Origin of the sequence: Clostridium sp. YIM B02555, from assembly GCF_022320955.1 — a bacterium.
Taxonomy (GTDB): Bacteria; Bacillota; Clostridia; order Clostridiales; family Clostridiaceae; genus Clostridium; species Clostridium saccharoperbutylacetonicum.
Window position 1 is genome coordinate 46,353 of sequence record NZ_JAKJJY010000022.1, and the last position, 23,118, is coordinate 69,470.

General features: G+C 33.1%; 20 protein-coding genes. 17 read left to right on the top strand and 3 right to left on the bottom strand.

Features of this window, described 5'->3' with window-relative positions; all coding sequences use genetic code 11:
* The first annotated feature begins 39 nt into the window (after positions 1-39).
* Positions 40-666: a bifunctional 4-hydroxy-2-oxoglutarate aldolase/2-dehydro-3-deoxy-phosphogluconate aldolase gene (locus L3B98_RS22990; RefSeq protein WP_238918386.1), complete on the top strand. Its 627-nt coding sequence runs from the start codon at positions 40-42 to the stop codon at positions 664-666.
* 175 nt (positions 667-841) lie between these two features.
* On the opposite strand, the gene L3B98_RS22995 is transcribed toward L3B98_RS22990, so the two are convergent.
* A complete protein-coding gene (locus tag L3B98_RS22995) occupies positions 842-1,696 on the bottom strand; it encodes an AraC family transcriptional regulator (protein WP_015390784.1) in 855 nt (284 codons plus the stop codon).
* 494 nt (positions 1,697-2,190) lie between these two features.
* Between L3B98_RS22995 and L3B98_RS23000 the strand changes: the two genes are divergently transcribed.
* Complete coding sequence (locus L3B98_RS23000) at positions 2,191-2,994, top strand: gluconate 5-dehydrogenase (RefSeq protein WP_015390785.1); 804 nt, start codon at positions 2,191-2,193, stop codon at positions 2,992-2,994.
* A gap of 16 nt (positions 2,995-3,010) precedes the next feature.
* Positions 3,011-3,646 carry an RpiB/LacA/LacB family sugar-phosphate isomerase gene (locus L3B98_RS23005; protein WP_238918387.1) on the top strand — a complete coding sequence of 212 codons (636 nt, stop codon included), beginning with the start codon at positions 3,011-3,013 and terminating at the stop codon, positions 3,644-3,646.
* 244 nt (positions 3,647-3,890) lie between these two features.
* On the opposite strand, the gene L3B98_RS23010 is transcribed toward L3B98_RS23005, so the two are convergent.
* A complete protein-coding gene (locus tag L3B98_RS23010) occupies positions 3,891-4,466 on the bottom strand; it encodes a TetR/AcrR family transcriptional regulator (RefSeq protein WP_077360424.1) in 576 nt (191 codons plus the stop codon).
* A gap of 156 nt (positions 4,467-4,622) precedes the next feature.
* Between L3B98_RS23010 and L3B98_RS23015 the strand changes: the two genes are divergently transcribed.
* From L3B98_RS23015 to L3B98_RS23025, 3 genes are all read left to right on the top strand, one after another.
* Positions 4,623-6,014: an NADH:flavin oxidoreductase gene (locus tag L3B98_RS23015; RefSeq protein ID WP_238918388.1), complete on the top strand. Its 1,392-nt coding sequence runs from the start codon at positions 4,623-4,625 to the stop codon at positions 6,012-6,014.
* A 16-nt stretch (positions 6,015-6,030) separates the two neighbouring features.
* Positions 6,031-7,041 (top strand): amidohydrolase family protein, encoded by a 1,011-nt coding sequence (locus L3B98_RS23020; RefSeq protein ID WP_238918389.1) that lies wholly within the window; start codon positions 6,031-6,033, stop codon positions 7,039-7,041.
* Positions 7,042-7,150: 109 nt separating this feature from the next.
* The gene (locus L3B98_RS23025) at positions 7,151-7,912 is read left to right on the top strand and encodes an SDR family NAD(P)-dependent oxidoreductase (RefSeq protein WP_015390790.1); all 762 of its coding nucleotides are present in this window, start codon (positions 7,151-7,153) and stop codon (positions 7,910-7,912) included.
* A 343-nt stretch (positions 7,913-8,255) separates the two neighbouring features.
* Here the strand turns inward: L3B98_RS23025 and L3B98_RS23030 are convergent, their stop codons facing one another.
* Entirely contained in the window at positions 8,256-8,399 is a 144-nt protein-coding gene (locus tag L3B98_RS23030) for a hypothetical protein (protein ID WP_238918390.1), read from the bottom strand.
* 510 nt (positions 8,400-8,909) lie between these two features.
* On the opposite strand from L3B98_RS23030, the gene L3B98_RS23035 reads away from it, so the two are divergent.
* The 11 genes from L3B98_RS23035 to L3B98_RS23085 all read left to right on the top strand — a co-directional run bounded on the left by L3B98_RS23035 (position 8,910) and on the right by L3B98_RS23085 (position 23,116).
* On the top strand, positions 8,910-9,320 hold the full coding sequence (locus L3B98_RS23035; RefSeq protein ID WP_015390791.1) for a SoxR reducing system RseC family protein: 411 nt from the start codon (positions 8,910-8,912) through the stop codon (positions 9,318-9,320).
* Positions 9,321-9,521: 201 nt separating this feature from the next.
* Positions 9,522-10,841 (top strand): electron transport complex subunit RsxC, encoded by a 1,320-nt coding sequence (rsxC, locus tag L3B98_RS23040; protein WP_238918391.1) that lies wholly within the window; start codon positions 9,522-9,524, stop codon positions 10,839-10,841.
* Positions 10,842-10,857: 16 nt separating this feature from the next.
* Positions 10,858-11,895 (top strand): RnfABCDGE type electron transport complex subunit D, encoded by a 1,038-nt coding sequence (locus L3B98_RS23045; RefSeq protein WP_238918392.1) that lies wholly within the window; start codon positions 10,858-10,860, stop codon positions 11,893-11,895.
* A 4-nt stretch (positions 11,896-11,899) separates the two neighbouring features.
* Positions 11,900-12,466 (top strand): RnfABCDGE type electron transport complex subunit G, encoded by a 567-nt coding sequence (locus L3B98_RS23050; RefSeq protein ID WP_238918393.1) that lies wholly within the window; start codon positions 11,900-11,902, stop codon positions 12,464-12,466.
* Between the two features lies 1 nt (position 12,467).
* Positions 12,468-13,091, top strand: coding sequence for an electron transport complex subunit RsxE (rsxE, locus tag L3B98_RS23055; protein ID WP_238918394.1), 624 nt, complete (start codon positions 12,468-12,470; stop codon positions 13,089-13,091).
* Positions 13,091-13,666, top strand: a complete 576-nt coding sequence (locus tag L3B98_RS23060) for an RnfABCDGE type electron transport complex subunit A (RefSeq protein ID WP_238918395.1) — start codon at positions 13,091-13,093, stop codon at positions 13,664-13,666. Before rsxE ends, L3B98_RS23060 begins: the two co-directional genes overlap by 1 nt.
* Before the next feature lie 18 nt (positions 13,667-13,684).
* A complete protein-coding gene (gene rnfB / locus L3B98_RS23065) occupies positions 13,685-14,491 on the top strand; it encodes an RnfABCDGE type electron transport complex subunit B (protein ID WP_077360441.1) in 807 nt (268 codons plus the stop codon).
* Positions 14,492-14,842: 351 nt separating this feature from the next.
* Positions 14,843-16,744, top strand: a complete 1,902-nt coding sequence (locus L3B98_RS23070; protein ID WP_238918396.1) for a sigma-54-dependent Fis family transcriptional regulator — start codon at positions 14,843-14,845, stop codon at positions 16,742-16,744.
* Positions 16,745-16,932: 188 nt separating this feature from the next.
* Positions 16,933-17,955, top strand: a complete 1,023-nt coding sequence (locus L3B98_RS23075; protein ID WP_238918397.1) for a molybdopterin-binding protein — start codon at positions 16,933-16,935, stop codon at positions 17,953-17,955.
* Positions 17,956-18,026: 71 nt separating this feature from the next.
* The gene (locus L3B98_RS23080) at positions 18,027-20,756 is read left to right on the top strand and encodes a molybdopterin-dependent aldehyde oxidoreductase (RefSeq protein ID WP_238918398.1); all 2,730 of its coding nucleotides are present in this window, start codon (positions 18,027-18,029) and stop codon (positions 20,754-20,756) included.
* An 86-nt stretch (positions 20,757-20,842) separates the two neighbouring features.
* Positions 20,843-23,116, top strand: coding sequence for a pyridine nucleotide-disulfide oxidoreductase/dicluster-binding protein (locus L3B98_RS23085; protein ID WP_238918399.1), 2,274 nt, complete (start codon positions 20,843-20,845; stop codon positions 23,114-23,116).
* Positions 23,117-23,118: the final 2 nt, after the last annotated feature.

Below are 23,118 nucleotides of genomic sequence, written 5' to 3' on the forward strand. Positions count from 1 at the left end.
GTAAACTGTTAACTGAAATAAAATAAATGAGGTGTAATTATGTTTGAAAAAATTTATAGTACATTAAAAGAAGAAAAAGCAGTAGCTGTTATTAGAACTAGTACTTATGCTGAAGCAAAAGAAATAAGTATAGCAGCTATTAAAGGTGGAATGAAGATTATAGAAGTAACTATGAGTGTGCCAGATGCACCTAAGTTAATAAAAGAATTAAAAGAAGAATATAAAGATGCTTGCGTTGGAGCAGGAACTGTGTTAACTAAGGATGCAGTGGATGCATGTATAGAAAATGGTGCTGAATTTATTGTTTCTCCTTGCTTAGACGAAGATGTAGTGGCTTATGCAATTCAAAGAAAAGCATTAATAATGCCAGGATTAATGACAATGTCAGAAATCAATAAAGCTCATCAATTAGGATTAAGATTCATAAAAATATTCCCAGGTAATGTTGTTGGTAAAGGTTTGATAGGAGCAGCAAAATCAATATTCCCAGACCTTAGCATAATGCCTACAGGTGGAGTAAACAAGGAAAACATAGCTGAATGGATTAAAGGCGGAGCAGATTGTAGTGGAATCGGCAGTGATTTAAACAAGGCTTATAAAGCTAATGGCGCTGCAGGAGTTACAGAATATTGTGCTCAAGTTATGAAGAATGTGAAAAACTTATAGAAATTAAAGAAACTAAAGGAACTTAAATTATTTTTAAGTCCTTTATTTTTTTGTATAGGAATTTATTTAATATATTTCAATTATCAAATTTTAATTCTAATTTACCAGTTAATGGTGAAGTCTCTTTAGGATTTCTTGAATTGAAATGCACAATTAAAAATTGGCAATAAATAAATCAATTCAGACTAAAAGTTGAATATTTTTTAGGTGATACACCAACAGCTTTTTTAAAGGCTTTTAAAAAGTTGCTATAATCATTAAAACCGCATTGAATATAGACATCATTGATGCTTAGAGCATTAGAAAGGAGAGCTTTAGCAATAGAGATTCTTCTTGCAGTAATATATTTATTTATAGTAGTACCAGTGGCTAATTTGAAAATTCTGCAAATATAGGATTCACTTAAAAAAAAGTGATCTGCTAAATGTTTTACAGTAATATTTTCTGATACATTGTCATTGATATAACGAATTATTTCTTGAATTTGATTGTTATATTTATAATATGATGATAATGAATCTTTATTATCTACAAATATTTTAGTAAAATTGGTTATCAATTCTATAAAACTAGAATATTCAATCATATCAGCACCAAATCCATCAGCACTAATAATTTTATTTATAAAATATATAAATCTGTTTTGTTGTTCTTTGTTAAGTTGAATCTTATGGCTAAAGTTTTCATCACGATGTGTAAAACAATAACTTAAATCTGTTTTATTAGAAGAAATAGCTTTTAAAAAATCTGGATGAATAGAAATTACTATACGCTCATGAATCATCTTATTTATTTGAGAAACATAGTGGCTCTCAAATTGATTTATAACAAATAAATCTCCAGGATTAATATCGTAGAGTTTATTATCAATCAAAAATTGCTTTCCACCAGAAATAGAATAATAAACTTCGTAACAATCATGGATATGAATAGACATTGTTTCTTCCTCAGTATGTAAGTGTGCAATTGAAAAATACTTGTTTTCTATACAATTATTAATAGATTCTTTGCAGGATGTAAATTCTTTCATATTTGTTACCTCACTAATTAGTATGTAAGTGTTAGTTTAACATTTAGTATTTGTTTTAAGTATAGATATCCCAATTAATAATCAAACTTATAGACGGAATATAAATCTATTATTGAGAAATTATAATCGTAACACTACACTAGAAATCCGATATATTTTTCTGGAACAGGCATATGAAATTGAGCTGTTGAAGGTTATTGATGGGAGCTTGTTTCATTTCAGCTTGTCAAGATTTTATATCTGGAACACGCTGAAATGACGATAAGCTCATATTTAGAACCTTCCAGCGAAAATTTCATTAGTCCTGCAGAAGACAAATATATTGGATTTCGGTAAGTTACCACATAAGTCTAATTAATGCTTTGTATATCTATAATTATAATTATTACTTCAATATTTGCAATATTTTAGAGAAAATATAACAAGAAATAGTAAAAGTATGAGAGTATAATTAGAATATAATATAAATAGTATCAATTTAGGAGGAAGATTTCATGGATATAATTAAGAATTTTTCATTAGAAGGAAAAATAGCATTAGTAACAGGAGCATCATATGGTATTGGATTTGCCATTGCAAAATCATATGGACAAGCAGGAGCTACAGTTGTTTTTAACGATATTAACCAAGAATTAGTTAATAAGGGATTAGAAGCTTATGCTGCAGAAGGAATAAAAGCTCATGGATATGTATGTGATGTTACAGATGAAGAAGCAGTACAAGCGTTAGTTGCTAAAATAGAAAAAGAAGTTGGAGTTATTGATATTCTTGTTAACAATGCAGGAATAATTAAGAGAATTCCAATGCTTGAAATGAAAGCAGCAGATTTTAGACAAGTTATAGATGTAGATTTAAATGCTCCATTTATAGTTTCTAAGGCAGTAATACCTGGAATGATTAAAAAAGGGCATGGAAAAATAATTAACATTTGTTCTATGATGAGTGAATTAGGAAGAGAAACAGTTTCAGCTTATGCAGCAGCTAAAGGTGGACTTAAGATGTTAACTAGAAACATAGCATCTGAATACGGTGAATATAATATCCAATGTAACGGAATTGGGCCTGGATACATAGCTACACCACAAACAGCACCCCTTAGAGAAGTTCAACCAGATGGATCTAAGCACCCATTTGATCAATTTATAATTGCAAAAACTCCAGCTGCACGTTGGGGAACAGCGGAAGATTTAACAGGGCCAGCTATATTCTTAGCTTCTGATGCATCAGACTTTGTAAATGGTCACGTATTATATGTAGATGGTGGAATCTTAGCTTATATTGGAAAACAACCACAATAATATAGGGGGAAGTAAGATGAAGATAGCTTTAATAAATGAAAATAGTCAAGCAAGTAAGAACCCAATGATATATGAAACATTAAAAAAGGTAGTAGAACCAAAAGGTCATGAAGTATTTAACTATGGAATGTATGGTGTAGAAGGAGAAGCACAATTAACATATGTTCAAAATGGTATCTTAGCAGCAATTTTATTAAATTCAGGAGCAGCTGATTATATAATAACAGGATGTGGAACTGGAGAAGGTGCAATGTTAGCTTGCAACTCATTCCCAGGAGTATTATGTGGTCACGTAGTAGATCCTTCAGATGCATATATGTTTGCACAAATTAATGATGGAAATGCAATAGCATTACCATTTGCAAAAGGATTTGGATGGGGTGCTGAATTAAATCTTGAATATATATTTGAAAAGTTATTCCAAGGTGAAAGTGGACAAGGATATCCAAAAGATAGAGTTATTCCTGAACAAAGAAATAAGAAAATATTAGATGAAGTTAAAAGAGTTACACATAAGGATATGGTAACAATTTTAAAGGAAATAGATCAAGATTTATTAAAAGGTTCAGTAAGCGGAGAAAAGTTCCAAGAGTATTTCTTTAATAATTGTAAATGCAAAGAAATAGAAGCTTATATTAAAAGCATATTATAAAAAAATTGGAACTATATTGGAAAGTATAAGTTGTTAGGATTGCTCAGTTGATACAATATGCTTTGCAGATTCTAATAATGGATACTCCAATGCCTAAAAACTGATATATTTTAAAGGACTAGAAGTTTTTTACACTAGTCCTTTTATTTTTTCTCATTGCTCTTTTTATATTTTGCACTACAACCAAGAAGTTGGTAAATCTCAAAAAGATTGATTTTAACTATTCTCAAGCCTTACTTTTTTATCAAGTGATAGCGATGCTGTAGAGAATTTTTTCTACTTCTTGAATTAATTTTTCTTCCGATATTTTCTTTTTTTGCATGAGCCACCATCCGATCGTGTGAATTATTGCACCAGTGAAAAAAGATGCGACTATTTCAGGAGATGCGGGCACAGCAATGCCTTTTTTTATGCCAATTTTAATTTTATCTGTAATATCAAAAATAATTTGTTCTGAAAGTATGTCAAGAAGTGTAGAAAGTAAATTACTACCTAATACCATATGGACAAATTGTTCATGTTCTCTTAAAAAATTCAAAATATGATGAATAATGCTGATATAAAAAGGATACGGGGCTATATAATCCGCTGAAGCAGGATTTATTGCATCAAAATCAGTTTGTAGCTGACAAACAAAAAAACGGAAAAACTCATATTTATCTGCAAAGTGCTTATAAAATGTTGTTCTTCGAATCATTGCTTTTTTACACAATTCATTTACTGTTATATCTTCAAAATGTTTCTCACTCATAAGCTGCAAAAAAGCTTCTGTTAATGATTTATATGTACGGATAATCCGTAAGTCATATTTATTCTTCATTTTATTCTCCTTTTCGGAAACAGATTAATATAGGTTGTTTCTTATCTATCAAAACCAGTTGATTTGACCGTTGAATTGATAATAGAAATATTTTACACTTAAAAATATCACATGTCAATTATTAACACATGTTGATAAATAAGGGAGGTAGGGCAAATGAACACAAGTGTATTATTTGAGCCAATTCAAATTGGCAATGTAGAATTGAAAAACAGGATTGCGATGTCACCAATGAATATGGGTTACACAGGGCCGGAAGGTTATGCAAGTGAGGAATCAAATGCATGGTATGCGACTAGGGCAAGAGGTGGCTTTGGCCTTATCATTACAGAATGTGTAGTAGCAAATCCTTATCCATGGCGTGGCAGTGATTCACTTAATCCCCTATTATGTGACAGTCAAAAGAAATACCGCTATTTAAGCCAAATGGCCGATGTTATTCATTCATATAAGGGGACAAAAGTGTTTATGCAGCTTTCTCCAGGTTGGGGACGGCAAGGGCATCCGGATATGGTGCATGAGGGCATTGCTTCTGGAGCTCCTTCAGCCATTCCTATGGAAACAGATTTGCGTAATCTAAACAATGGTTGGGCTAAACAGCTTAAAAGAGTCGGTATAACTCTGATTGATGAGCTTGGAGGCATTGAAAAATTCAAGAGCCTTAGTGATGAAGAGTATGAGGATGTAAAAACTATGGCCTTTAGTTACTTAAAAAAGAATGCTCCAGAACTTTTCCATGCACTTAAAGGAGATATTCCACGAGAACTTACTATTGAAGAAATAGAGAAGATGGAGGAATTCATGGTGGAGCAGGCCTGTGCTGTTTATAAGCTGGGATATGATGGTGTAGAACTCCATACGCCTCACGGATATCTTATGCATCAATTCTTGTCACCACGATCTAATCATCGTACAGACTTGTATGGTGGAAGCACTGAAAATCGTGCGCGTATAGTTACAAATATTATTGAGCGTATTAGAAAAAAATTTGGTCCGGAAAAAGTATTGGGGTGTCGTCTTTCTGGTGATGAGTTGATGCGAGGTGGTTTAGAGCATGAAGAAGTTTGCAAGCTTGTCAAAATTTTTACTGATGCAGGCGCAAATTATTTTAATGTATCACAAGGCTGTTACGAAAATCCTGGAGCAGGATTCGCACCTGATGGTGAAAATGACTTTACACATTGGTCACCTGGTTTTAAAAAGGCCAGCGGAGGATTGCCGGTAATCACACCAAATTTTATTAATCCGGAAACGGCAGTTGAAGCAATTGAGAGTGGAATGACCGACATTATTTCATTGGGCCGTCAATCTATTGCTGATCCTTACTGGCCTGCAAAGGTGAAAGCTGGACGTTGTGAAGATATTGTAAAATGCATTCGCTGTCAGCAATGTTACATGAATTTGTTTGAGTCCCGTTGGATTCGTTGTGCTGCGAATCCTACCGCAGGTTTTGAAAAGTATTATTCAGAGCTTTGGCAGGATGATGGTTTAATGGATGTACGTGCAAAAAAATTTATGGATAAACGAGAAGGTTTACCCCTCATATAAGAAAGGAGCAACTAAAATGAGCGAAAAATATTTTGATGATGGTTTCTTTAAAATAGATCCAGAATGCCATTTAATGGGCAATATGGAACCGATTAATCACTTTCCAGGCGTGAAAATGTGGTGGAAATCCATTGATAGTGCTACACGTCCCATATTGCAAGGGTCACCGAAAGAGCTCCAAGATATGTTGGAACCTTGGGAATTTCAAAAAAACACGGACCCTGAAAATATTATCCGCGCAATGGACAAATACGGCGTGGATATTGCATGTCTTTTACCTGAATCAATGATGGATACTACAGGATATTCCAGTCGTTGGTGCACAAATGGTGATACATGGGAGGTTGTTCAAAAACATCCCGACCGTTTTATCATTGAGCCGAATCTTTCTCCTATTAAACATAGAGGAGTAGATAATGCTATATGGGAGATGGAATATTGGGTAGAGCGTGGTGCTAAGATATTTAAATACTATCCGCCAGAGGATACCTATATTAATGATCCAGAGTTATGGCCATTTTATAAGAGGGCTGAAGAATTAGGTATCGTGTTAGACATTCATACAGGTTTTTCATGGGTACCACCTGGAAAGAGCAAACATTGCCTGCCTATACAGCTTGATGATGTTGCTCGTGATTTCCCAAACTTAAAGCTTGTAGCCTTTCACATGGGGTATCCATATTGTGATGATCTCAATATGGTAGCAATGGGGCATCCTAATGTGTACCTATGTTTGAGTCTGCTTGTACCTTGGGCAATAACTGCACCATATAAATTTGGAAAAATCCTTGGAGAAGCAATGCGATTTGTAGGACCAGACCGTATTATTTGGGGGACAGACAGTGCCGGATTTGGTGCTCAGATTGGTGCAGCAGTGATGGGATTGCGCAACTTCCAAATACCTGATGAATTACAATGGCAATATGGTTATTTACCTTTATCTGATGAGGACAAACGCAAGATTTTTGGAGGTAATCTAGCTGGACTGTTAGGGATTGATTCCACTGTACGACGTATCAGCAAATGATGGTGAGTTCTATATTAAATGGTAAGATGAAAAGTTGTAATTATGTGGCTTTATAGTGGGCTGCAAAAGACTGGATTAAAATTAAATTTTTATGAAAGGAGATAGAAACATGCATAAATTCGAAGGTAAATATGCTATTGCTACAGGTGGGACGGATGGCATTACAAAGGAAAGTATTATCTGTATGGCAAGGAAAGGATTAAGTGGTGCCATAATCGCTGGTAGAAATGAAGAACGAGGTATAAAAGCCGCTGAAGAAATCAAAAAGTTAACTGGTTGTGAGTGCTATTATGTTCAGACTGATGTTTCAAAACCAGAGGATATAGTAAACTTATTTAAAGTAGCAAAATCGAAATTCCCTACTATTCAAATTTTAGTAAATGGTGCAGGAGTATGTCCATCAATGCCAATTGAAACTATTGATGCACAAGAATGGGACAGGGTAATGAATATTAATTTAAGAAGTATGCACCTATGTATACTAGAAGCTCTTAAGTTTATGAAACCACAGAAATATGGAAAGATAATAAATGTCTCTTCTGCTGCAGGTAGAATTGGTGGGACTGAATCATCTATAGCCTATTCTGTATCGAAAGGTGGAATGATTACTGCTACTAAATGTTATGCAAAAGCATACGGTGTTTACAATATTAATGTAAATAGTATCTGTCCAGGTGCCATTAAAACAAATATGATTGCTGATTTTACTTATGCAAATGCTCCAGAATCCTTAATTAAAAAAATCATTCCGTTGGGTAGATTAGGAAAAGTTGAAGATTGTAGTGGAGTTATAGAATTTCTAGCTAGTAATGATTCAGATTACATCACTGGATGTAGCATAGATGTAAATGGTGGAGTATTCATGAATTAAAAAATAATGTTTTTTACGGCTCTGGGGAATATTAATATTTTCGCAAGCTCTTAATGAGCGATTTCATGAATGTTCAGTTGCTTTCATGAAAGAAGTTTTTAATTTTAAAGGCATGGTTAATACACTATGCCTTTAAGATTTTTCCTGTATAATTCCACTTAAATGGCTTTGCTAGATTTTATAATATGTTATAAAATCTAATATCTTGGCCTCAGATTCATGGACTGATTTAAAAATTGCACACCTACTTAATATTTTTCAGCTTAATATACTGAACCAAATTTCAATTTAATTTAACCATAACGTATATTTGGGAGTATAAACTATTCTTATACTATGAGTTTCATTTTCTAAAAAAGCTTGTCTTGTTTTCGTACTTTCTAGTATTCATTAGTGACCTTTTTCTGCCTAAATCTTCTTTAGTTCCACATTGATTTAACATATATTTAACACAACTTTCAGACTTATATGCATTTAATTGATCCATTACAAATATGTATTTATCATTATGGACAAGAGAAATTACATTTGATATATGTTTTAATTTCTATTCATGTGATTTAAATCCACCATCTTTAGACGGTATAAGCTTTTAGCTTTTTAAGAAAATGTAAATATGATCATACTAATTACAAAGGCAAGGAATTAGTAATGGATGAGTACAATAAGGGCAGTCAACTGTATATGACATAAAATATCGTGCTATATGCATAACAAAATACGGATATAAAGTATTGCAAAAACTGATATCTTCAAGATTATGAGAACCAATTCGGCAACATTTGTGGTTAGGAGGATACTTTTGTGCAAAGAGATGTTTTTGAAGTAATTTGTATAAAACAAAGATTGTTAAAAAAATAGTTATTCTTTCAATAGCAAAAAAAAAAGCTTATAATAAAATAGAATACTGATTGCGACTATAATCTACAAAGGTTTACAAAGAATCTTTTATATTAAGTTTGATAAAGAGAGTAATATTTTAAGAGGTGTGATAATAATGAAAACTGAGCAAGGATTAGTAATTGAAGTGGATAACGATATTGCAAAAATAAGAGTTGGGAGGCATAGTGATTGTAAAAATTGTGGTGCTTGCCCAGGTGATAATAGTATAATTATAAGTGCAAATAATACAGTAGGAGCAAAACCTGGACAAAGAGTAGCTTTTGAAATGAAGGATGTAAATGTTTTAAGAGCAGCCTTTATTGTGTTCATTTTTCCATTGATTGCTGCATTTATAGGTGTATTATTAGGAATGTTTATTGGAGATTATCTTCAACAAGATGGATTTTATTATGAGATATTTGGAGGAATAATAACTTTTGCATTATCTTTGGTATTTGTAAAAGCATTTGATAAAGCTGAAAAAGCAAGCGCTAAGTCACAACCTGTGATTATTGAAATTTTATAAAAGATAACTAGTATTATTAAAATGAACAAAACGAAATAAATAAATCATAATTTTGAGTAAAAATTTATGAACATATCCAAAATAGAATTTATATTCTCACTTTTTTTATTTATCAAACTGATAGAAGGATTATTTTTTGCAATAAATTTAATAAGTATATGTAATAAGTTGTTAATTGAAAAATTTGTGAGGTGATCATTAATGTTAAAAAGTTTTCTTGGAGGAATTCATCCTAAAGACAGCAAAGCATACTCATCTGAAAAATCTATTGAAATTCCGCCAATTCCGTCAACTGTTATAATTCCTATGAGTCAGCACATAGGAGCTCCTTGTACTCCGATGGTAAAAGTTGGGGATAAAGTAAAAAAAGGACAAGTTATAGGACAAAGTGATGCTTTTATGCATAGCCCAATTCATTCATCAATTTCCGGAGAGGTCATCAAAGTTGAAGATATGCCACATACTTCGTTGGTAAAATGCCTGTCTGTTGTTATAAAAAATGACGGATTAGATGAATGGGCTGAAGGTATTCCAATGCAACGTGATTGGGATAAGTTAGAGACTCAAGAAATCAAAGATATAGTTAAAGGTGCTGGAATAGTTGGAATGGGAGGAGCGACCTTCCCTACTCATGTAAAACTTTCTCCAAGTCCAGATAAGAAAATTGATACTTTTATATTAAATGCTGCTGAATGTGAACCTTATTTAACAGCAGACTATAGAATGATGCTTGAATATGCTGACCGTATAGTAACTGGAGTAAAGATACTTATGAAAACTCTTGGGGTTACTAAAGGTTTTGTTGGAATAGAAAATAATAAACCTAAAGCTGTTGAAGTTATGAAAGAAGCATTTAAAGGCACTTCTGTTGAAGTTGTAGCACTGCCTACTAAGTATCCACAAGGTGCAGAAAAAATGTTGATAAAAGTACTTACTGATCGTGAAGTTCCTCAAGGTGGATTACCAATGGATGTAGGGGTTGTTGTACAAAATGTTGGTACAGCTGTAGCAGTATGCGATGCGGTAGTTAATGGAATTCCACTTATTGAAAGAGTTACTACTGTTTCTGGTGATGCTATAAAAGAACCTAAAAACTTATTGTTAAGAATAGGGACAACCTTTAAAGATGCAATTGACTATTGTGGAGGTTATGAGAAAACTCCTAAAAAAATAATTATGGGAGGTCCAATGATGGGCTTTGCTCAATTCACAACCGATGTACCAGTAATTAAAGGTGTGTCAGGGATATTGGCATTAAGTAAGGATAAAGTAAATACTGGAGAAGAATACAATTGTATTAGATGTGGTAGATGTGTTGAAGCATGTCCTATGGGATTAGTACCAAGTATGTTAAGTATACTTGGAGAACGTCATAAATTCCAAGAAGCAAAAGAAGAATATGGTTTATTAAATTGTATAGAATGTGGAAGTTGTGTTTACACATGTCCTGCAAAGCGTAATATTGTTCAATATATAAGATATTCAAAAGCGCTAAATGCAGCACAGGCACAAAAAAAGTAGAGGAAGAAGGGTTAAAATGAGTTCCGAAGTAGTAGTAAAAGATACTAAAACACAAGATATTAAACCAAAAGGAATTGAAGTTCAGGAAGAAAAATTCACTGTTTCAGCATCACCTCATATTAGATGTGATGAATCAATTTCAAAAATAATGTGGAATGTAAATTTAGCTTTAGCGCCAGCTGCTATTTTTTCAATATTTTATTTTGGTTTTCCAGTACTAATTAATTTAATTGTTGGAGCAGCTTCAGCGGTTGCTTTTGAATATTTGGTACAAAAGTTCCAAAAAAAGAGAATTACAGCTTTTGATGGAAGTGCATGTTTAACTGGTGTGCTTTTAGCAATGTGTGTTTCACCAAGTCTGCCTGTATATATGATAATAGCTGGTTCATTTGTATCTATAGTAATAGCTAAACACTCTATGGGTGGATTAGGATACAATATTTTCAACCCAGCTCATATTGGAAGAGCCGCATTAATGGTATCTTGGCCAGTAGCAATGACTACATGGACTAAGATGACAACCTCTGTAGATGTAGTTAGTAGTGCTACACCATTAAACATATTAAAGCAACAAGGATATGCTAAGTTAATTGAAACCTTTGGAAGTAATATGGACATGTATAAAGCTATGTTCCTTGGCACAAGAAATGGAAGTGCAGGAGAAACTTCAACTATTTTACTTGTCTTAGGCGGAATTTTTCTTATATATAAAGGATATATTAAGTGGCAAGTTCCAGTTTGTATGATAGGAACAGTTGGGCTAGTAACTTGGATTTTTGGACCAGCAGGTTTATTTACTGGTGACCCAATATTTCATATGATGGCTGGAGGATTAATTATAGGTGCATTTTTCATGGCAACGGATATGGTAACTGCTCCAATAACTTTAAAAGGTCAGATAATTTTTGCTGTAGGTGCAGGACTTATAACTTCTTTAATTAGATTGTTAGGTGGATATCCAGAAGGTGTTTGTTACTCACTTTTATTAATGAATGCAGTAACACCATTGATTGATCGTTTTGTTAAGCCAAAACAATTTGGAGCAAGGGGGTAGAGAAATGTCCAATGAACATACTATTAAAAAGGAATATTCAATTTTTGAAATAGCAATAAATTTAGTAATAACTTGTTTAGTTTCTGGGTTAATAATAGGACTAGTATATTATGTAACTGCACCAATTGCAGCTGAAAAGAGAGAAGTATCAAAACAAGAATCTATGAAGGCATTGGTTAGTGATGCAGATAGTTTTAAGGCAGTATCAGGAAAAGCTGAATGGTTTACGGCTGAAAAAGCTGGAAAAGTTGTTGCTTATGTGGTTCCAGGTGAAAGCAAAGGATATGGTGGAGAAATTAAAATGCTTGTAGCTATTAAGCCATCTGGAGAGGTAATAGATTATAAGATTTTGGCACATAATGAAACACCAGGTCTTGGAGATAATGCCTCAAAAGAGCCTTTTAGAAGTCAATTTAAAGGAAAGAAGGAGCAAAATTTAACAGTCACAAAAGATGCTTCTGATAAAGAGGATATTCAAGCTATGACAGGAGCAACAATATCATCTAAAGCAGTAACATTAGCTGTTAAAAATGCTGTCCATGAAGTGACAGAATTTGCAGGAGGTAAGTAATATGAAGGAAAAGTGGAAAATTTTTAGCAAAGGTTTATATGATGAAAATCCAATATTTATACTATGCTTAAGTCTTTGTCCTGCATTAGCTGTTACATCATCAGTAATAAATGGACTAACAATGGGCATATGTGTAACATTTGTTATCTCTTCAAACAATGTTGTGGTATCACTTACAAGAAAATTTGTAAATCCAAAGGTTAGAGTTCCGGTATATATTACCTTTATAGCAACTATTGTAACAGTTGTAGAACTTGTATTACAGGCAATTTCGCCAGAATTATATAGTGCCCTTGGAATTTATTTAGACTTAGTAGTTGTTTTTGCAATAATATTAGCTAGAGCTGAAGTATTTGCATCAAAAAATAAAGTTTTTCCATCATTCCTTGATGGTTTTGGTATGGGATGTGGGTTCACCCTAGCAATGCTTGCTATATCTGTAATAAGAGAACTTTTAGGAAGTGGATCAATTCTTGGGTATAGAGTCCTTGGAGATTGGTATAATGCTCCTTTAATTATGATTTTACCAGCAGGGGCATTCATATTAATTGGATATATGATAGGGGCAATTAAACTTCATAGTGAGCATAAGGAAGCCAAAAAAACAGAAGGAAGTGAAGCATAATGAGGGAATATTTTACGTTATTTGTAGGTTCATTACTTGTAAATAATTTTGTATTAACAAAATTTGTAGGTCTTTGTATATTCTTTGGAGTTTCAAAAAGCTTAGATGCATCCATAGGAATGGGGATGGCTGTTACTTCAGTTATAACACTTAGTTCAGCCTTAGCTTGGGTAGTATATAATTTTGTACTTGCACCTTTAGGGTTGACCTTTTTAAGGACAATTGTCTTTGTAATACTTATAGCAAGTTTTGTACAATTGTTAGAAGTAATTATTAAGAAACAAGCACCTACTTTATATAGTATGTGGGGAATTTATCTTCTTTTAATAGCAACAAACTGTATAGTATTATCTGTACCAATATTAAGTATTGATTCAGGATATTCATTCCCTAAAAGTGTAGTATTCTCAATAGGTTCAGGTATGGGCTTCTCGCTTGCTTTAATACTAATGGCAAGCTTAAGAGAAAAATTGGTTTATGCAGATGTACCAAAGCCTTTACAAGGAACAGGGATTGCATTTGTATTGGCAGGTATGTTGGCATTGGCATTCCTAGGATTTTCAGGAATGATATAAAGGAGTTGAGTGTAAATTATGTTTACTGCAATAATGGTTATAATTGTATTGGGTGGAATTGGAGCAGTATTTGGTCTTATTCTTGCCTATGCAAATAAAAAATTCGCAATGGAGGTAAATCCTCTTATTCATGAAGTGGAAGATATACTTCCTAAAGGACAATGTGGTGCATGTGGATATGCAGGATGTGCAGCATATGCAGAAGCTGTTGTTGAAAATCCAGATGTTGCTCCAAATTTATGTGTTCCTGGTAAAGATGCAGTGGCAAAGCTTGTAGCTGAAATCACAGGAAAAGCTGCTGAAAAAGTTGAGCCAAGAATTGCTCATGTTAGATGTAAAGGAACGATTGATAAGGCAACTTTAAGTTATAGTTACGAAGGAGTAAAAGACTGTAAAGCTGCAAGTTTAGTTCAAGGAGGTCCTAAGGGCTGTAAACATGGGTGTCTTGGGTTTGGTACTTGCGTAAGTGTTTGTCCATTTGGTGCTATGACAATGGGGGAAAATGGATTACCAATTGTAAATAAGGAAAAATGTACTGGATGTAGAAAATGTGAAGAATCATGTCCAAAGAATGTAATTCAAATGATAGGAATTAACAGTCATGTAAAAGTTGATTGTAATTCTAAGGACAAGGGAGCTATTGCTAGAAAATTATGTACTGCTGCATGTATAGGCTGTGGGCTTTGTGCAAAAAATTGCAGCTATGGAGCAATTGAAATTAAAAATAATCTTGCAGTAGTAAATACTCAAATATGTGTTGAGAAATGCAGTGAAGCAACTTGTTTAGCAAAATGTCCAACAGGGGCAATAAAGTTAGCAAACTAATGGAAATATATAAGTTCTAATTGCCAATGTTCAATTATCAATTGTTAATGATGAAAGTTCGAAGGACAAAATATGAAATTGAGATATACAATATTAGTTAGAACTATATATTAATATTGAATTTTAAAAATTAAATAAAAGACTAGTAATAAGTGAGAAGTTAAAAATGCTGAATTAAAAGTAATACTTTTCACTTATTACTTTTATACAGTATATATATTGTAATTATCAATGTTCAATACTCAATGATTAATGAATGTTAGCTTCCTTTGGAAGGCTTTATGTTTTGAATGATTATTTTTGCAACATATATTATAGAAATTAATAAATTGGGTAAAGGGAAGAGTGCATATGGAAAATTACATCAAAGAATCGCATACAAGATCTATTAAAATGGGAATACTATCAAGAAATTTATATAGTGCTAAGATAGTAAAAGGAGAAGAGCTTCGAGATATACTCGATAGAAATAAGAATCTTATTTTAGTGGCAACTCCCTTCATGAATCGCTTGTATAATTTTGTTAAGGAGTCTGAGTTCTTTGCAACATTATGTGATAATGAAGGCTGCATACTAAATGTAATAGGAAATGAAAAAATATTGAGTGAAGCTACAAAACTAAAAATGATACAGGGAGCATATATGGATGAGGCTCACATTGGAACAAATGCAATGAGCTTAGCAATATCAAAAAAGTCTCCAGTTCAGATTTCAGGAGAAGACCATTTTATTGAAGCATATCATAAGTGGACATGTTCAGCTGCACCAATTAAAGATATAAATGGAGAAATAATTGGATGTATTGATTTGACAGGCTATAAAGGAAATGCTCATCCACATACCTTAGGAATGGTTGTTGCAGCAGCCGATGCTATAGAAACTATGCTTGAGATTAGCAAATATAATTCAATGCTTGAGATTTCAAAAAGACGTTTAGAGACTACTTTTAATTCAATTTCTTCAGGAATTTTAACCTGTGATTTATTAGGAAATATAACTACAATGAATAGTTATGCAGTCAAGCTGTTTGGAAGTACCAGGCATGAAATTAAAAAAATGAAAGTTTCTGATTTTCTTCAAAATTGGGAAGAAATAATTCAACATATTAATATTAAGAGAGATTTTATTAATGAAGATTTACATATTAATGCAAGAATTAATAAATTGCAGTGCACACTTACTTTGTACCCAATATATGATCAAGAAATGAATATTCAAGAAATTACTATTGTAATTAATGAATTTAAAAAAGCTAGAAAACTTGCAGGGAAAATATTAGGTGGTCAGGCAAAGTATACTTTCGAACAAGTCATAGGAAGAAATGATAAATTTACAAAAATAGTTGATTATTCTAAAAAGATAGCAAATAGTAAATCAACGATCTTAATAACAGGTGAAAGTGGTACTGGAAAAGAAGTTTTTGCGCAAGCAATTCATAATTATAGCATACGTAAAGAGGAGCCTTTTATTGCAGTAAATTGTGGTGCAATTCCTAAAACACTAATAGAATCAGAGTTATTTGGATATGATGATGGAGCATTCACTGGAGCTAAAAAGGGAGGGAGCCCTGGCAAATTTGAAATTGCTGATGGAGGAACAATTTTTTTAGATGAAATAGGAGAAATGCCTGTTGATATGCAGACAAAATTGTTAAGAGTACTTGAAGAGAATGTAATTACACGGATAGGAAGTTCAATAGAAATACCTATTGATGTGAGAATTATAGCTGCAACCAATAAATGCCTAGAAGATGAGATAGAAAAAGGACAGTTCAGAAGAGATTTATATTATAGGTTGAATGTTTTGCCAATAAATTTACCTCCACTTAGAGATAAAAGAGATGATATTCCAGAATTAATAAATTATTATATGAAAAAAATATCTGAAAAACTTGGAAAACAAAGTATGGATATTCCTGAGGAATATATAAAATATCTAATGAATTATGATTGGCCAGGGAATATTAGAGAATTAGAAAATGTGATTGAATTAATAATAAATTCAGAAGAATTACAATTTAACCTTGGAAATAAAGCAGATGAAGGAGAAAAAAATATAATGTGCTTAGCTCAAAATAGTAGCTTGGAATTGATTGAAAAGCAGCATATTATAAAAGTTTTAAAAGAAGTTAATGGTAACATGACTTTGGCTGCTAGTATATTAGAAATTGGAAGAAATACTTTATATAGAAAAATTGAAAAATTTCATATTAACTATTCCAAAATAGAACACTGTTCTGAAATGGAACAGTAATTATCGAACTATTTGTGTCAAAATGGAACAGTTATTGTTCTTAAAAAGCAGATATTAAAATATGTGACTTTAAAATCAAGAAAATAGAAGGATTAAAGGCAGATTTCATGTTGGCACAGAATTTGCTTGTATATTATTGTATACCAAATAAAAGGCAAGGAATCTGTCTGCAGTTAGGAGGAGTAAAAATGAAGTCTGTTCCAGTTGAAGAGGCAGTAGGTATGGTATTATGCCATGACTTAACTAAAATAGTCCCAGGAGAATTTAAGGGAGTCGCATTTAAAAAAGGCCATGTAATAAATGAAGAAGACATACCTAAAATGCTAGATATGGGGAAGCGAAACATTTATGTTTGGGAAATGCAAGAGGGAATACTTCATGAAAATGAAGCTGGAGAAAGGATGGCTAAAGCTGTAGCAGGTAAGGAAATTATTTTTAATGAACCATCTGAAGGAAAGGTGAGTTTAATTGCAAAATGTAAAGGTTTGCTGAAAGTGAATTGTTCAGTCATGGAGAGGATAAATACAATAGATGAAGCGATGCTTGCAACTTTACATACTGATATTGTTGTGGAAGAAGGAAGCGTAGTTGCAGGAACTAGAATAATACCTCTTTTAATTGATAGTCACAAAATTGAACACATAGAAAGAATTTGTGAAGAAGAAGGACCTATTATTTGGGTAGAACCATTAAAAGCTATGAAGGTTGGAGTAATTACAACTGGTAGTGAAGTTTACACAGGAAGAATAGAAGATAAATTTGGTCCTGTTATTAAAAGAAAACTGGCTGAAATTGGAAGCGAAGTGATAAAACAGATTTTGGTTTCTGATAGTACAAGTATGATTGTAGATGCAGTCAATGAATTATTAGAAATTGGAGCTGAAATGATTATCGTTACTGGTGGTATGTCAGTAGATCCAGATGATGTTACACCAGCTGGAATAAGAGAAGCTGGAGCAAATATAGTATCTTATGGTGCGCCAGTACTTCCAGGAGCTATGTTTTTAATTGCATATAAGGATGAAATACCTGTTTTAGGACTTCCAGGCTGTGTAATGTATAGCAAACGTACAATATTTGATCTTATGCTTCCAAGGATTGTAGCTGGTGAAAAGATAAAAAGAGAAGATATTGCAAGGTTAGGGCATGGGGGAATGTGTTTAAATTGTGAAATATGTACTTTCCCAGCTTGTAGTTTTGGAAAGTGGTAGTAATAAGGTTATGTCTTTTAAATTAAGACACCACCTTCTTATATATAATATTCAAATAAGGGGGATTCGAAATGTTAAAAAAGGTAATTAAAATTAATGGAGCTAGCAGGACTCTAATTATTGACCCAGAAAGTTCACTATCTGATGTTTTGAGAAAACAATTACATTTAACTGGTACCAAGGTAGGCTGTGGAATAGGTGAATGTGGTGCTTGTAATGTCATAATGAATGGTAAAGTAGTTAAGTCATGTATAACTAGAATGAAAAGAGTGCCAGATGAAGCTGAAATTATTACTATTGAAGGTATTGGAACTCAAGATGATTTACATCATATTCAATTTGCGTGGATGATACATGGAGCAGCGCAATGTGGATTTTGTACCCCTGGTTTCATAGTAAGTGCAAAGGCACTTTTAGATGAAAATAATAATCCAACAAGAGAAGATGTAAGAAATTGGTTCCAAAAAAACAGAAATGTTTGTAGATGTACAGGATATAAACCTTTAATAGATGCTGTAATGGAAGCTGCTAGATTAATTAGAGGTGAAGTTACAAGAGAACAATTGTGGTTTAAACTTCCGGTTGGTGCTACTTTACTAGGAACTGATGCAGTTAGGCCTTCTGCTTGTGCAAAAGTTACTGGTACTTGGGATTTTGGTGCTGATCTTGGATTAAAGCTTCCAGAAAATACTTTACATATTAAACTTGTTCAAGCAACTGTTTCTCATGCGAATATTATATCAATTGATACAGCAGAAGCTGAAAAGATGCCTGGAGTATATAAAGTTATTACTTATAAAGATGTAAAAGGCACAAATAGAATTAATGGTTTAGCATTTCCATCAAACAAAGGTGATGGACTTGAAAGACCAATATTAAATGATAAGAAAATATTCCAATTTGGTGATGCAATTGCAATGGTTCTTGCAGATACACCTACTCATGCTGAAAATGCAGCTAAAAAAGTTGTTGTAGAAATTGAAGAATTACCTGCATATATGAGTGCACCAGCTGCTATGGCAGAAGATGCTATTGAAATACATCCAGGAACCCCTAATATTTATTTTGAAACAAGAGTTGTCAAGGGTGGAGATACAGCACCTTTGATGGAAGAATTACCTTATGTTGTTGAAGATGATTCATATGTAGGAAGACAACCTCACTTGCCAATTGAACCAGACGTTGGATTCGCGTATTTTAATGAAGATGGGCAATTAGTAATTCACTCAAAGAGTGTTGCACTGCATTTCCATGCACTTATGATATCAGATGGTATTGGTCTTCCAGTAGATAAAATTTCAATAGTTCAAAATCCAACAGGAGGAACTTTTGGTTATAAATTTAGTCCTACAATTGAAGCGTTACTTGGAGTTGCAGCAATTGAAACAGGAAAACCAGTATATCTAGAATTTAACATGTTCCAACAGATTACTTATACTGGAAAGAGATCTCCATTCTATATGCATGTAAAAATGGGTGCTGATGCAGATGGAAAGATAAAAGCAATGGAAACAGATTGGTCTGTTGACCATGGTCCATATTCTGAGTTTGGTGATTTGCTTACAACAAGAGGATCACAATTTATGGGTGCAGGTTACAGAATTGATAACATTAGAGGAGAAGGAAGGACTGTTGCTACAAATCATGCATGGGGCTCAGCGTTCAGAGGCTATGGTTCACCACAAAGTTTGTTTGCATCAGAAGTATTGATTGATGAACTTGCTGAAAAAATTGGAATGGATCCACTAGAATTTAGATATAAGAATGTTTATAGACAAGGTGATACAACTCCTAATGGTTGCGAACCAGATGTAATTGTTCTTCCACAATTACTTGATATGATTAGACCTTATTATAAGGAAGCAAAGGAAGCAGTAAAGGAAAAGAATAAGACAAGCACTGATAAAAAATATGGAGCTGGAATATCATTATTGATTTATGGTTGTGGACTTGATGGACCTGATACTTCTGAAGCTTGGGCAGAGTTGACAGAAGATGGTGTAGTAGTTGGGAATTCATGGGAAGATCATGGACAAGGGGCAGATATGGGAACTTTAGCAATATCATATGAGACCTTAAGAAAAGCAGGGTTTACACCAGAAAACATCAAATTAGTATTGAATGATATGAATTTTACGCCAAATAGTGGTCCAGCAGGTGGAAGCCGTTCAAATGTTCTTACAGGTAATGCAACTAGGGTTGCTTGTGAAAACTTACTTGAAGGTATGAAGAAACCAGATGGAACTTACAGAAGTTATCATGAAATGATAGCAGAAGAAAAGCCAGTTAAATATTACGGAAAATGGACAGCACCTTGTATAGCATGTGATGTAGAAACTTCACAAGGAAATCCATTCCCAACATATATGTATGGAGTATTATTAGCAGAAGTAGAAGTTGATACAAACACTGGAAAGGCTAAAGTTGAAAAACTAGTAATAGCATCTGATATTGGAGTTATTATAAATAAACTTGTAGTTGATGGTCAGATTCTTGGAGGTTTAGCTCAAGGTATTGGTCTTGCGTTAACTGAAGACTTTGAGGATCTTAAGAAACATACAACATTGACTGGTTGTGGAATTCCACAAGTAAGAGATGTAACTGATGATATAACATTACTTTATTTAGAAACTCCAAGACCACTTGGACCTTATGGAGCATCAGGTGCTGGTGAAATGCCATTATCTGCACCACATGCGGCAATTGTTAACGCAATCTATGATGCGTGTGGTGTTAGAATAACACACCTTCCAGCGCTTCCAGAAAAGATACTTGCTGGTTTGAAAAAATTAAATAAGTAATATTATTTTAGTATTGGAGCCTAAGGTATGTGAGATGCAAAACATACCTTGGGCTCTAGCTAAAAAAATCAATGGGGGAGTGTCAAATGGATCTAGATAAACTTCTTTCTATACAGGACAGGTGCATAAATGATAATCCGCCTGCATGTAATACTCAATGTCCTATTCATGTTGATGTTAAAGGAATTACTTTAGAAGTAGGAAAAGGAAATTTTGAAGAAGCATATAAAATACTGAAAAAAAGAATGCCCTTTACTAATATTATAGGCTTAATTTGTGATCATCCTTGTGAAGATTTCTGCATAACAAAAAATCTAGGAGGGGCAATTTCAATTCACGAACTTGAAAAAGCTGTAATAGCTTATGGGAAAAATGCAAAAATAAAAAAACTGCCAATTCCTAAACTTTCTAAAAAAATTGCAGTAATTGGTGGGGGGATAAGTGGAGTTACTTGTGCCTGTGATCTTAATGAAAAAGGCTATAGTGTTGATATTTTTGAAAAGGAAAATATGCTTGCAAATACTATTTTTGAAGCTTATAAGGAAAAATTGGACCTAAAATTAATACAAGAAGAAATCAGCAAGATCGAAAATTTAGGTATTGAAATAGAATTGAACAGTGAAGTGACTCCAGAAAAATTAACAGATATTATTGCTGAATATGATGGAGTTTATATTGGTACAGGTGAATGGAAAGAAAAATTTGATATTGATGAAGCTACACTACAGACACAGATTGAGAAAGTTTTTATTGGAGGAAAACTTGTAACAGGAAATGAGTCAGTTATACAGGCAGTAGCAACAGGAAGAAGTGCTGCTGTATCACTCGATAGGTTTGTTCAGAAGAAATCACTTACTGCTTCAAGAGGAAAAGAAGGTGCTTATGAAAGTGTGCTTGAAGTGGAGATAAATGATCAAGAAGTTTTACAGAGAATATCACCTAAAGATATTGCTTTTAGTAGAGAAGAGGCAACTGATGAAGCCTTGAGATGTATTCAATGTGAATGTCATAAGTGTGTTAAAGCTTGTATCCATCTTCAAAAGGAGAAATTAGATCCTAAAGCTTATATAAGAACAATTAATCAAAATGAAAGAATAATTCTTGGTGATCATTATGCAAATAAGACAATAAATTCTTGTTTAGAATGTGGATTATGTGGTGCTGTTTGCCCAACTGGAATAGATATGGGAGAAATTATAAAAGAAACGCGAAGAAGTATGGTTTCAAAGGAGAAAATGCCACAGTCTGCGCATGATTTTGCATTAAAGGACATGGAATATACAAATAGCAGCTATTTTGAATTAGTAAAACATGAACCTGGCACAAACAATAGCAGTTATGTATTTTATCCAGGCTGTCAGTTAAGTGCAACTTATCCTGATTATGTGATAAAGGTGTATAAATATTTAATGGAAAAGCTTCAAGGTGGTGTTGGCCTATATTTAGGCTGTTGTGGAGCACCAGCTGATTTCGCAGGGCAAGAAGAACAATTTAAAAATAGCATGGCAAAAATTTATGCTAATATTGAGAATTTGGGTAAACCAGTAGTTATAACAGCCTGCTCTACATGTTTTAATAATTTTACAACTGGTATGGGTGATATAGAAATTAAATCTCTTTGGGAAGTATTTAATGAAAATGGACTTCCAAGTGATGTTAAACTCGGAGATGGAAAAATCTTAGCAGTACACGATGCTTGTACTACAAGGAAAGAAAAAAATATTCATGAGAGCATAAGAAATATTGCTAAGAGTTTAAACTATAAAATTGAAGAACCTAAATATACAAAGGAAACCACTAAGTGCTGTGGCTTTGGAGGAGTTGTTTACTTTGCTAATAAGGAATTTAGCAAGGAAGTAACAGAAGACAGAATAAAGGAATCAGACAATGATTTTCTTGCTTACTGTGCTATGTGTAGGGATTTATTTACATTGAAAGGTAAAAAAACCTATCATATTTTAGATTTAATATTTGGAAATGACGAAGAGAATATTTCAGATATAAAGGTTCCAACCTTGTCTGAAAGACGAGCAAATAGATTTAAGCTTAAGAAAAAAATGCTTAAGGATTTTTGGGGTGAATTGATGGAAATAAAAGATGAATATGAAGATTTAAAAATAGTTATTGATGATAACATAAGGAATAAGATGGAAGATGAACTCATTCTCGAATCTGATATTAAAAAAGTAATAGGTGAAGCAGAGAAAACTAAGAATAGTTTTTTCAATCCTCAGAATGGACATGTTCTTGCATGGAGAAGACTTGTAAATGTGACCTTTTGGGTGGAATATCAAAAAGTTGAAGATTCTTTTAATATTATAAATGCTTATAGCCATAGAATGCATGTAACGGGGGTATGACT

Coding starts and splice junctions, on each gene's coding strand:
- L3B98_RS22990 (WP_238918386.1), top strand. CDS start 40: ATGTTTGAAAAAATTTATAGTACATTAAAAGAAGAAAAAGCAGTAGCT.
- L3B98_RS22995 (WP_015390784.1), bottom strand. CDS start 1,696: ATGAAAGAATTTACATCCTGCAAAGAATCTATTAATAATTGTATAGAA.
- L3B98_RS23000 (WP_015390785.1), top strand. CDS start 2,191: ATGGATATAATTAAGAATTTTTCATTAGAAGGAAAAATAGCATTAGTA.
- L3B98_RS23005 (WP_238918387.1), top strand. CDS start 3,011: ATGAAGATAGCTTTAATAAATGAAAATAGTCAAGCAAGTAAGAACCCA.
- L3B98_RS23010 (WP_077360424.1), bottom strand. CDS start 4,466: ATGAAGAATAAATATGACTTACGGATTATCCGTACATATAAATCATTA.
- L3B98_RS23015 (WP_238918388.1), top strand. CDS start 4,623: ATGAACACAAGTGTATTATTTGAGCCAATTCAAATTGGCAATGTAGAA.
- L3B98_RS23020 (WP_238918389.1), top strand. CDS start 6,031: ATGAGCGAAAAATATTTTGATGATGGTTTCTTTAAAATAGATCCAGAA.
- L3B98_RS23025 (WP_015390790.1), top strand. CDS start 7,151: ATGCATAAATTCGAAGGTAAATATGCTATTGCTACAGGTGGGACGGAT.
- L3B98_RS23030 (WP_238918390.1), bottom strand. CDS start 8,399: ATGGATCAATTAAATGCATATAAGTCTGAAAGTTGTGTTAAATATATG.
- L3B98_RS23035 (WP_015390791.1), top strand. CDS start 8,910: ATGAAAACTGAGCAAGGATTAGTAATTGAAGTGGATAACGATATTGCA.
- rsxC (WP_238918391.1), top strand. CDS start 9,522: ATGTTAAAAAGTTTTCTTGGAGGAATTCATCCTAAAGACAGCAAAGCA.
- L3B98_RS23045 (WP_238918392.1), top strand. CDS start 10,858: ATGAGTTCCGAAGTAGTAGTAAAAGATACTAAAACACAAGATATTAAA.
- L3B98_RS23050 (WP_238918393.1), top strand. CDS start 11,900: ATGTCCAATGAACATACTATTAAAAAGGAATATTCAATTTTTGAAATA.
- rsxE (WP_238918394.1), top strand. CDS start 12,468: ATGAAGGAAAAGTGGAAAATTTTTAGCAAAGGTTTATATGATGAAAAT.
- L3B98_RS23060 (WP_238918395.1), top strand. CDS start 13,091: ATGAGGGAATATTTTACGTTATTTGTAGGTTCATTACTTGTAAATAAT.
- rnfB (WP_077360441.1), top strand. CDS start 13,685: ATGTTTACTGCAATAATGGTTATAATTGTATTGGGTGGAATTGGAGCA.
- L3B98_RS23070 (WP_238918396.1), top strand. CDS start 14,843: ATGGAAAATTACATCAAAGAATCGCATACAAGATCTATTAAAATGGGA.
- L3B98_RS23075 (WP_238918397.1), top strand. CDS start 16,933: ATGAAGTCTGTTCCAGTTGAAGAGGCAGTAGGTATGGTATTATGCCAT.
- L3B98_RS23080 (WP_238918398.1), top strand. CDS start 18,027: ATGTTAAAAAAGGTAATTAAAATTAATGGAGCTAGCAGGACTCTAATT.
- L3B98_RS23085 (WP_238918399.1), top strand. CDS start 20,843: ATGGATCTAGATAAACTTCTTTCTATACAGGACAGGTGCATAAATGAT.